Source organism: Corynebacterium striatum ATCC 6940 (genome assembly GCF_000159135.1).
GTDB classification, from domain to species: domain Bacteria; phylum Actinomycetota; class Actinomycetes; order Mycobacteriales; family Mycobacteriaceae; genus Corynebacterium; species Corynebacterium striatum.
Genome location: NZ_GG667520.1, coordinates 92,056 through 102,422 on the forward strand (window position 1 = coordinate 92,056; position 10,367 = coordinate 102,422).

Annotated in this window: 9 protein-coding genes, 2 tRNA genes and 1 pseudogene; 6 read left to right on the plus strand and 6 right to left on the minus strand. The window is 55.2% G+C overall.

The annotated features are described in order from the left end of the window. Positions 1-178 precede the first annotated feature (178 nt). The 4 genes from HMPREF0308_RS12940 to HMPREF0308_RS02775 form a co-directional block, all read right to left on the minus strand. Positions 179-925 carry a hypothetical protein gene (locus HMPREF0308_RS12940; protein WP_005528467.1) on the minus strand — a complete coding sequence of 249 codons (747 nt, stop codon included), beginning with the start codon at positions 923-925 and terminating at the stop codon, positions 179-181. Then, positions 918-1,136 (minus strand): hypothetical protein, encoded by a 219-nt coding sequence (locus HMPREF0308_RS02765; RefSeq protein ID WP_034656768.1) that lies wholly within the window; start codon positions 1,134-1,136, stop codon positions 918-920. The genes HMPREF0308_RS12940 and HMPREF0308_RS02765 overlap by 8 nt, the downstream gene beginning before the upstream one ends. Before the next feature lie 298 nt (positions 1,137-1,434). After that, positions 1,435-1,683, minus strand: coding sequence for a hypothetical protein (locus tag HMPREF0308_RS02770; protein WP_005528471.1), 249 nt, complete (start codon positions 1,681-1,683; stop codon positions 1,435-1,437). Further along, the gene (locus HMPREF0308_RS02775; RefSeq protein WP_005528473.1) at positions 1,673-2,179 is read right to left on the minus strand and encodes a guanyl-specific ribonuclease; all 507 of its coding nucleotides are present in this window, start codon (positions 2,177-2,179) and stop codon (positions 1,673-1,675) included. The genes HMPREF0308_RS02770 and HMPREF0308_RS02775 overlap by 11 nt, the downstream gene beginning before the upstream one ends. 237 nt (positions 2,180-2,416) lie before the next feature. Here HMPREF0308_RS02775 and dnaG point away from each other — a divergent pair, with 237 nt between their 5' ends. Then, complete coding sequence (gene dnaG / locus HMPREF0308_RS02780) at positions 2,417-4,357, plus strand: DNA primase (RefSeq protein WP_005528474.1); 1,941 nt, start codon at positions 2,417-2,419, stop codon at positions 4,355-4,357. Here the strand turns inward: dnaG and HMPREF0308_RS02785 are convergent. Beyond that, complete coding sequence (locus tag HMPREF0308_RS02785; protein WP_005528476.1) at positions 4,354-4,623, minus strand: hypothetical protein; 270 nt, start codon at positions 4,621-4,623, stop codon at positions 4,354-4,356. The genes dnaG and HMPREF0308_RS02785 overlap by 4 nt on opposite strands. Before the next feature lie 407 nt (positions 4,624-5,030). On the opposite strand from HMPREF0308_RS02785, the gene HMPREF0308_RS02790 reads away from it, so the two are divergent. The 4 genes and pseudogenes from HMPREF0308_RS02790 to HMPREF0308_RS02805 all read left to right on the plus strand — a co-directional run bounded on the left by HMPREF0308_RS02790 (position 5,031) and on the right by HMPREF0308_RS02805 (position 9,003). Then, positions 5,031-6,332: an acid phosphatase gene (locus tag HMPREF0308_RS02790; protein WP_034656771.1), complete on the plus strand. Its 1,302-nt coding sequence runs from the start codon at positions 5,031-5,033 to the stop codon at positions 6,330-6,332. 123 nt (positions 6,333-6,455) lie between these two features. Beyond that, positions 6,456-7,667: pseudogene (gene wecB / locus HMPREF0308_RS02795) on the plus strand (non-hydrolyzing UDP-N-acetylglucosamine 2-epimerase). Between the two features lie 217 nt (positions 7,668-7,884). Next, entirely contained in the window at positions 7,885-8,601 is a 717-nt protein-coding gene (locus HMPREF0308_RS02800) for a hypothetical protein (protein WP_169305107.1), read from the plus strand. A 153-nt stretch (positions 8,602-8,754) separates the two neighbouring features. Beyond that, on the plus strand, positions 8,755-9,003 hold the full coding sequence (locus HMPREF0308_RS02805) for a hypothetical protein (RefSeq protein WP_141276794.1): 249 nt from the start codon (positions 8,755-8,757) through the stop codon (positions 9,001-9,003). Positions 9,004-9,532: 529 nt separating this feature from the next. Here the strand turns inward: HMPREF0308_RS02805 and HMPREF0308_RS02810 are convergent. Then, positions 9,533-9,605 (minus strand) — tRNA-Asn (locus HMPREF0308_RS02810). A 498-nt stretch (positions 9,606-10,103) separates the two neighbouring features. Between HMPREF0308_RS02810 and HMPREF0308_RS02815 the strand changes: the two genes are divergently transcribed. Continuing rightward, positions 10,104-10,177: transfer RNA gene (locus HMPREF0308_RS02815), tRNA-Ile, on the plus strand. The last annotated feature ends 190 nt before the right edge of the window (positions 10,178-10,367 follow it).

Consider the following 10,367-nt stretch of genomic DNA (forward strand, 5'->3'; position numbering starts at 1 on the left):
TCGAAAATCGAATTGTCAAGTTTCGCGCACCATTCAGGTTGCTAAATGGTGCGCGAAAGTCCCGCAGCTGAAGACTATTCTTGTCCTTACGAGGAGAGATTGTGGACGAGGCGAAGAGAAACCGCCAACGGCGTAGAACGAGGAGCTGACAAATTGGCTGTCATGCTCATCATTACAGTTACCAGCTGGAATGTCTCCGTGGCGTTGGGCACCCTGACTCCGGAGGAGACACCTTAAATCCAAGCTCTTGAAGGGCCTTCATCGCCACTGCAGGGTTATCTCGAACGGCAGCTTGTAGCTGAATATCAAACCATGAATTGCGCGAAAGTTTCAGAGCCTTCTCCCAACCTTCATTTCTCTGAAAGCCGCACTCTTCAATCGTGAAATACAAGAAGTCTTCGAGTGAAGGTCGAAACCGATGACCACCGACAGGAATGTGGAGAGCCTTCAGATTTCCGTCTTTGCGAGGGTCATCTTTCTTTGTCTTACCGTTTTTCATTAGCGCAGGGCTCAACAAGCCGCCGATCCCAGAAAAATGGATATGTGCTGCTGGTGCGCGCTCTTTCTCACGTTCGTATTCAAACTTAATTGCAGATTGAGTGTGAACACGAATCTCGAATGCGCTGTTCCTGACGGTTAAGAACTTCGAATCGCGATCCTGTGTGAGTTTGTATTCCACAACTAGGGTATAAAGATCGCTGCGTTCTGATTCGACTCGCTTTTCTGCTGAGGTTGTTTTCCGTCCGTAGTAGAGCGGTGCTAATACCGACAAAACGAAGATGCCGTTGCTTTCATTGAGTATGAAATCGGCATCTAAATCGTTGTCTGAAACAGGTAGTGCAGCTTTGATCGTTGAATGTACTTCGTCCGCGAAATCTCGTGCTGCGTCCTCCCCGAAGATTCTCGGGTGTGGGTATTCACTCATCGAGGTCGAGCATCATTTCGACACGGCGAAGCTCATCATAAAGCTCACGCTCTTCAAGAGTGAGACATCCCATGGAAGCCAGGTCTCGCAGATCGCGTCGAGTGATTGGTTGTCCCTCTATAGAAGAGTACTTATCCACGAGCTGATGAGTGAGCATTTTTCTACGAGTTTGCAATTCTGAATTGTTTGTTCGATTGATGGTCAATGACATGGCGTACCTCCTCTAATTTGATTATCTCGCAATCTACATGTGGGGGTAGACATTGTGAGTTGATGAATTCGAACAAATCTAAGTCCAGTCGAAAATCCGAGCTGCAATTCCAGATAAAACTACATTTTAACCGCGTATTCTGGGCCATCGCATTTTCTTTTTATTTGCAGAAATGAGACGTAGACATGGCACCCCTGTTGACTGAAGAGTGAGGTTAGAGTTTCGGCTGGAAGTCTTACTACTTACTGCGCTTTGCCTGGTGTGGGCAGGCAAACTTGGAGGGCCCAGCGCAAGAAGATCAGCGGAAGAGAAGAACGCCGTTGTCCCCAAGCACCTCGAGAACCGCCGCGGTGTCAGTGGTGGACAGCTTCCATGCTGAGGCCACGATGGTTTCCACCTTGTGCTCGCGCAGGAAGTCCGCCAGAGCGTCGAGGTTGGGCGGCGCCATGCAGGCGTCACAACCGCGGATGGTGCCTAGGGCGGCGTATAGATCCTCGCGGCTTTCCAGCGGCTGCGTGATAAGTACTTTGGAGAGATTATTCAGCATCAGGGATCTCGCAGAAGGATTCGTAGTGATCGTCGGTGTAGTACCACACGTCAGGGTCGGTTTCGGTGCCGCCACCAGTGACGATGCGCTTGGCACCGCGGTGGTTCACGCCAGGCGAGTCCACCGTGTACTCGCGGTAGTAGTTCTTGGACTCCTTAGGCAGCACGCCTTCGTAGTTGCCAAAGCGCTTGTTGTCATTGTCTGGGTGCTCATAAGGCCCGCCGGCCAAGATGTCCTCCGCGGTATCCTCGGCTTCCTTGGGCAAGGAGTCCATCGCGCACTGCGGATAGGCGGAATTAGCCGACCCGTCCCGAGACCCAGCAGTCGTCGGCGCAGCGGTAGTCGGCGCAGTGGCGCTCGAGCCGGCCGAAGAAGCGCTGCTATCACCATCAGAGTTCCCTGCCAGGTCGATTCCGAAGTAGCCGGCTGCAAGTACCACGAGCACGCCGCCGATTGCTGCGAGCGGCTTCTTCTGAGAGGAGGGGGGATTGGCCATACCCCCATCTTTACAGGCGTAGCGCCTGATCGAGAAATCCAGTCGATCCCTTAACACCAACGTGAAGTGACTCGGAACTGCATACAAAAGACAGTGTGGCTTTCAGGCCTTTTTGCTTCCCCTTTCGGTGGGTAAACTGCCTTTCGTCGCCGTTATCTGTGTAGCGGACTACTAAACGACACCATCTGGGAGACCCACCCCAAGCCCCGCGAGACCGCGCGGGGTAATCTTTAGCGCATGGCACAAGGCAGAATTCCGGAGAGCGACATCCAAGCGATCCGTGAACGCGCGCCAATCGAGGAAATCGTGGGGGAGTACGTCCAGCTCAAGCCGGCTGGCTATGACTCCTTGAAGGGGTTGTCACCTTTCAAGGAAGAAAAGACTCCGTCCTTCCACGTACGCCCGCAGCGTGGCTACTACCACTGCTTTTCTACAGGCAAGGGCGGAGACGTATTCAGCTTTCTCATGGAGATGGAGCAAGTCTCCTTCCCAGAAGCTGTCGAGGCAGTGGCCCAGAAGATTGGGTATCACATCAATTATCAGGGCGGCAGCACGGGCAACCGTAACGAAAAGCCCGGCACGCGCCAGCGCCTCATCGCGGCAAACAAGGCTGTGCACGAGTTCTACCGCCAACAGCTGGAGACCCCACAGGCGGCCACCGCGCGCGAGTTCCTGCTGAACCGTGGTTTTAGCAGGGAGATCATCTATGAGTTTGAGTGTGGCTATGCCCCGGAAGGTTGGGATACGGCCACCAAGCACCTGCTGCGCATGGGCTTTTCCTTCGAGGAACTAGAGGCCGCAGGCATCTCCAAGATGGGCAAGCGCGGGCCCATCGATCGCTTCCACCGCCGCCTCCTGTGGCCCATCAAGGACCTATCCGGCAACGTCATCGGTTTCGGCGCGCGCAAGCTTTTTGATGATGACAACTTGGGCAAGTACATGAACACGCCTGAGACTATGCTCTATCACAAGTCCAAGGTGCTCTTTGGCTTGGATCTGGCCAAGCGCAACATTGCTGAGGCCCATCAGGCAGTGGTGGTGGAGGGCTACACCGATGTCATGGCGATGTACGCGGCGGGCGTAAAGACTGCCGTGGCCAGCTGTGGCACTGCATTCGGCGGCGACCACCTGCAGGTTCTGCGCCGGCTGATGCTGGATGATTCCTACTTCAACGGCGAACTCATCTATACCTTCGACGGTGATGAGGCTGGACAAAAGGCCGTCATGCGCGCCTTCCAAGGCGAGCAGGCGTTCACGGGCCAGTCCTTCGTTTCCGTGGCGCCGGATGGCATGGACCCTTGCGATTTGCGCCTGGCCAAGGGCGACGCCGCGGTGCGTGAGCTCATCGCGGACCGCATCCCGATGTTCGAGTTCGTCATCCAATCGGTGCTTAGCGAACACCGCATTGATACCGCAGAGGGGCGTCTGCAAGCATTGCGTCGTGCGGTGCCCGTGGTAGCGCAGATTCGCGACGCCCCGCTGCAGCGTGAGTACGCCCGCCGCCTAGCCGGCTGGGTGGGTTGGCCCAACCCGGAGGAAGTCCTGCAGCAGGTTCAGCAGGAGGCTCGCCGGCCTAAGAAACAGGACAAGAGGGCACGGCTTGCCGACGCCCCGATTAAAGCCGGCACGCCCGCTCCCGCGCAACAGAACACTCCGGTCTTCCACGTGCCGAGCCCCCGTGAGACCCACCTGTGGCCGCAGCGGGAGGCCCTAAAGCTGGCCTTGCAGTACCCGGGCCTTGCCGGTTCTTACTTCGACGGGATTACCGCCGATGCGTACTCGAATGAGTCTTATCGTATCGTTCGGGAGGCTATCTCTACCGTCGGTGGCGTTGCTGCCGGAGCCAACCTGCCCAGCGTGGAATGGATCGCTGCTGTGGCAGGGGAGATGCTCGATCTCACGGCGCGCAACTTTGTCAGTGAGCTTGCTGTTGAGCCGATCAAGGTGGGCGATGAGTCCGATCCCAAGGCTTGGGAGGTCTATGCTGACAGCGTGCTTTCCCGCCTCCAGGAAGTCCGCGTGGGCGACCAAGTAGCCCAAATTAAGGCCCAACTAGGCCGCATGCGCCCCTCCGATGACGAGCAAGCCTATAACTCGCTTTTCGCCGATCTCGTCGCCCTCGAGCAGGCCCGCCGCGAGCTCAATGACAGGGCGTTTCGTGGGCCGCAGCCTAATTAATCTTCGTCGGGCTCGTAGATACGGTCTTGGCCGTCTAGCTGTTTTCCTTTGATGCGGCGGCCGCGGCTTAGATCCTTTACCTCTTTCATGCGGGGTTCTGGATCGAGCTTGTTCGCCACTGCCTTGCGGGTGGCGTTTAAAGCGTTCTTGGTGACGGGGGAGTTGATCGCTTTTTCGTATGCGCCCTTGATCTGGTGATAACGCTTGCGGCCGGCCTTGGTGCCAAAGACATAACCTGCGGCGGCGCCTACTACGAATTGGATCATGGTTGGAGTATCTCACCCTTCAGGTAGTGATTTAACGCTAATAACCTCACCCAGCCTACCTGTATCGGTGGTGTAGTGGTGGGTTGATGAAATTTATTGTGACCGCTTCCCAACGCGGGTTAAGCACGATAGCTTAAAGACGTGACCGCTCGATCCTGTCTCTCGCAAGCGGCATCAGCCGCAATAGCCATCGCCGCCCTGACCACGGCCGCCATCGGTGTTGTTCCTGTCAGCTCGGATTCGAACGAAGATAAAGTAAGCAGCGTCCGGACCTAAGCCCAACTCAGCTAAGGCCCTCACTCTGCCGCAAAAGATCATCTTTTAGCCGGAAAAATTTAACTTTCTCGCCACCTTATGCAGCTAGCGTTCTGTGCGTTCTTGTCGCTAATTCAATGGAGAAAGTAAATATGGTTCGTCATCGTTATTCGATAGTTGCTACTTCCCGCCGTTCTGTAGCGGCCGCAATTCTGGCAGTGGGTGTAGCGGGTGCAGGCGCACATGTGAATCCTGCGCCGGCTAGTGCACAGCTATCGTCTTCGATGCCAGCGCTTACGGGGGCTGTTACCGGATCGAGCAGTGGTGCCCCAGCAGTCCAGCATGACGGCGCACCAACCCCAACTCCATTCACCACCGACTACTTGGTTGGCTTTCCTTCCGATGTCTCTTCCTACCAATACGGCGTCTACTGGGAAGTAGTCCGCATGTTTGACCATGTGAAGACCCAGCAGCCAATCATGGATGAGAACCTCGAAAAGGCCATCGCCATCAACAACGCTGCTGCTGATGATCCAGCGCTGATTAAGCGCGCTCAGCAAGATGCGGCTGCTGACACTGACGGCGTGATGCTTGCGGTTTCTGACGCACTGGGTGAGGAGTTTGGCGCCGCTTTCCGCGATGCTCTTGCCGAGCACCGCCTGCCAAAGACGGAGTACCTGTTGGGAAATGGCTACCTAGCTCGTGCGGGCGGACTAGCTAGCTCTACCTTCGCGGAAAAGTACCACTTCAACGTGCGACGTCCTTTCCAGGTAGCACCCGATGCTATTCACAAGTACAACGACGGTAAGAAGGACTATTACGGCACCACGCCAGCCTTTCCGTCTGGCCATACAAACCAGGCAACTTGGATCACCACGTTGATGGCCCACATGCTCCCGGAGGTTGCACCGCAGCTCGTGCTGCGCGGCGCGGAAGCTGGCAACCACCGCGTGGTCATGGGCGTGCATTATCCGCTCGACGTTATCGGCGGCCGTATGACGGGACAGGCCGCAGCAGCCGACCGTCTCAACGATCCACGTATGCACGATGCGCTTGACCAAGCAGCAGCCGAAATCCGTGCCGAGATGAAGTGGCGCACTGGCAAGGACATCTCCGAGCTCGTAGCCCAGCAGGCTGATGCGGGTAAGAATTACGCTACCGACGAGCAGGCGGTTGAGCGTTATGCTCCGATGCTGGACTACGGCTTTAAGCCAGCTTATGCCACCGATGCTCCAATGATTGTCCCGAAGGCCGCGCCGGTCCTGCTCGAATCAACCCATCCCGAGCTCACTTGGGAGCAGCGCGCCGAGGTGCTTCGCCAAACCGCAAACCCAGCCGGCCACCCCCTCGACTGGCAGGGCGAAGCAGGCTCCTGGCAGCGCCTAAATCTGGCAAAGGCCATGGCTGCGACGGTAACTGTCAATCCAGATGGAGCAGTTCAAGTCTCTAATTAAACAGATCGCATTGGGAACTTACCCCAGTCTTGGTCATACCCGCGCGCGAAGAGACAGAAACGTGTAATCATTGGCGAAACAGCAAATATTGGTATGACACCTAAAACGCTTTCAAGGAGCACAATGGCTAAGCCGAAAATTATGACTGTGTACGGTACTCGACCTGAAGCAATCAAGGTCGCACCGGTCATCAAAGCCCTAGAGGCTGATGATCGCTTCGAGTCTATTGCAGTCTCTACTGGCCAGCACAAGGAAATGCTGGAACAGGTAAACACCATGTTTGGAATTACCCCCAAGCATGACCTGGGATTGATGAAGCCGGGACAGACCCTCAATGAGATTGTTTCCCGTGCAATTGCCGGCCTCGATGAGATCATCGTCGCTGAGGAGCCGGACGTCATCATTTCCCAGGGTGATACATCAACGGCCATGGCAGCGGCTCTTGCTGGCTTCCACCGTGGCGTGCAGATCGTTCACTTGGAGGCAGGACTGCGTACCGGCAACATCTTGTCCCCGTTCCCGGAGGAAGCAAACCGTAAGATCATCGGTTAGGTTGCTGCGCTGCACCTTGCGCCGACTGAAGGCGCAATGGAGAACCTGCGCCGCGAGGACGTTCGTTCTAAGGACATCGTTATAACCGGTAATACGGTGATTGATGCTCTCCTTGAAGCAGCAACTTGGGACATCGAATTTTCGGATCCAACTCTTGCTGAGGCCGCAAACTCGGACAAGCGTTTCGTTGTTGTCACCACACACCGCCGCGAGAACCTTGACGCGATGAAGGAGATCGGTGGTGCTGTACAGGATCTAGCAAAGGCATATCCGGATACTATTTTTGCGCTGCCGCTGCACCTGAACCCAAAGGTCCGCGAAGCAGTTCTTCCGGAGGTTGAGGCGCTAGAGAACGTCATCATTACTGATCCTCTTCCGTACGATCAGTTCACCAAGCTCCAGAACCGTGCGGCCATTATCCTGACCGACTCTGGCGGAGTCCAGGAGGAAGCACCTTCCTTGGGCAAGCCGGTTTTGGTCATGCGCCAAAACACTGAGCGCCCAGAAGCAGTGGTGGCTGGCACCGTTAAGCTCGTCGGTACCGACCGCAATCTGATCGTGGCGGAAGCGAAGCTTCTGCTTGATGACAATGCCGCTTATTCTGCAATGGCTAATGCCGTTAACCCATATGGCGATGGCAAGGGCGCTCAGCGCTCGGTTGCAGCAATTGCAGAGCTTCTAGAAGTGGGAAAGCGTCTGCCAGACTTTAGCACTGAGTTGGTGGCGGATGAGGTACCGCGTTTTGAAGAGGTCGTAGCTCCGGAGGAAGAGCTGGAAAAGTAACCAGCCCGCAGTTCACTCTGACATAAACTAACCGCCGCATTGGAACACCCATTGTGTTCCAATGCGGCGGTTTTGTATTTCTCAGTGGGTAGGCCAAATTTAAGTCTTCATTTGGGATTGGAACTAATCGCACTTTTGATCAGTCCAATAGAGCATGGAGGAAAATAGTGAGCCCAAGGTAGGCGGCGTTGTCATTGACAACGTAGTACGCACTGATATGGGGTGGAAGGCCATAGGGCGGACGAAGGACTTCAGCGGTGCCATCGTTGAACTTAGTGAGGTTGGCGCCAGTAGGGAAGAAGTGCAACGCCTGTTGGAAGAACGTGGTTGGGCACTGGTGTTCAACGAGCAGCGCTTTGCCGTCACGGCGCGGATGACGGTGTTGGAGCTGGTTGACATTGCTCTGCAAGCATTGCGCACTGGGGAAATCGGGCAAGGAAATCGAATTCAAACCGTGAACATGTATCAGCGTGCACGGCGGTTTCTCGTAGGCGAGCGGGGCATTCCAGCGCTGGGGAATCTCCGCTTGGAAGATTGTGAGGCGCGCGTAGTCCATTCTTGGCTGTCACGAGTGGCGGACAGCTCGCTTGCTTCAGCGCGGCATCTGCGAATTCTGCTCTTACATGCCTTCTCGATAGCTGAGCGTCAAGGGCTTGAGCTATGGGCACAGAACCCCGCGCGGACTGCTCAGCTGCCGCATTTGCCGCGCGCTGAACCGGTTGAGGTTACACCGGAGGAGTTCAATGAGCTCCTTGCGCAGATCCTTGCTTGGGAAAGTCAAGGAAAGCGTACCGACCTTTCAGGGATTGTGTGCTGCTACATGGCAACCGGAATTCGTCCGGGCGAACTTCCCGCGCTGCTGTGGGACGAAGTGGACTTAGATAGCAAGCCGGCGACGATGATTGTCAGTGGCTGTGCCGTATACCAAGACTGAAAGTTAGTTCGGCAGCCGGAGCCGAAGACCGCGGCCGGCTTTCGCGAAATTGTCATCCCTGAATGGTTTGCGGAGATGTTGCGTGAGCGATTTGCCCGCCGCGATCCGAATGTGCCTTATGTGTTTCCCAGCAGGGCCGGAACGATGCACAGCATGCACAACCTCGGCAATAGGTTCCGGCAGGCACGTGGCGCGCGTTTTAAGCACATCAAGCTGAAGTCTTTCCGCTCCACCGTCGCAACCGTAATCGCCCGCGAGAAGGGGGCTGAGGAGGCTGCCAGACATCTTGGGCATACAAGCCCCGCGATCACTGGCCGGCACTACATAAAGCGCGCAAACAAGACCGGCGACCACAACGACATCCTCGAGGCCCTAAAGCCCACTGTGTTCGACCAGCAGTAGGGAAGTCCAAGCCCAAAGTCTTATGAACCAAGGGCTAAGTAGCAAAAAGTGTGTCTGATTCCAAGCATTGGTGCTGGCCAGAATATATAAACGCTTGGTTTGTTTCATCGAATACGAAATAGGCCAGGTTAGATAGCGAAATACCGCTTTCGATGTGAGTCTGTGGTAGTCCACAGCATCCGACTCTTAGAAGCCGTGAATACAACTTCATTGTCGCGGGGGTTCATCAGAGCGGAATGCAACGGTTTAGATTAGCTACCTGCAGCGCATTGCAGGTGGAACGCTTAAAGGCTTCATACCGGCCCTCTACGCCGCCTCAAACGAGGCGCACACAAACTGGTATGTGCGATGTCCGAGGCGCGCACCTTGTGCTCACAACGATGGAAGCCACGTAGCTCCTAGGAGGCTTTATACCTGGAGATACGTACCCACGACACGCCGTAGCGGACACACATTTTGCTACTTAGCCCTGAACCAACGCGATACAAAACGAAAAAAGAACCGCCTGAAATCAGGCGGTTCCTGTCTGCTCCTCCAACTGGGCTCGAACCAGTGACCCTTCGATTAACAGTCGAATGCTCTGCCAACTGAGCTATGGAGGAATAATGTGTGCGGAAAGCTGTTGGAAGTGCTCTCTGCGACGTGAAGTAACTATATCTACCTTTGTAAGTTGTTACAAATCGCCAGCTCGTGCCGGGTTTTCGGCTCGGAGGTGTCGGTACAATTTCAAGGCTTGAAAAGGGGCGAATTTCAGTTGCTTTAACGCTAAAACCGGTAAAGTGTTGCCGTGGTCGAGTTGGGTTCCTAACCTACCTACGTGCAGTTTTGAAACCGAGTCCCTTGTGGAAGAAGCGGCTAACAGGAAGAACTTAGCACTTTTTATGCGTCTTGTTTTGCCTTAGGGAGAAGACGAGGTGACGAGCGCGCGGAACTGTTAGGTGCTTTGTGCCACTGGGTTATTTTGTTATTTCGGTTGAAACAATGCCTTAAGACGAGGGGATTCAATTCTGAGTTTTTATAACGGGCAGGCAGTTTAAGGGGCGTTTGTGGGTGTCTTAAGCCGTGCATGTATTCTATTAGCGCACCGTCGGGTGTAAATAGGGGCTATAGCTCAGTCGGTTAGAGCCGCGGACTCATAATCCGCTGGTCCCGGGTTCGAGCCCCGGTGGCCCCACTCTTAGGCATTCTCATCACAAAGTGCCAGCGCACAGGGTGAACCTTTGTTATTTGAAGAAGCCTTGCTTCTTCTCTCTCGGAGGTTCTCCCAAAGTCTCGCTCTCTTGGTTTGCTGGTTACTACTCTGGGCGCTGCTGCACTACTCGTAGGTTGCAGTGGGGAGGCTCCGATTCTCAACCTACGTGAGC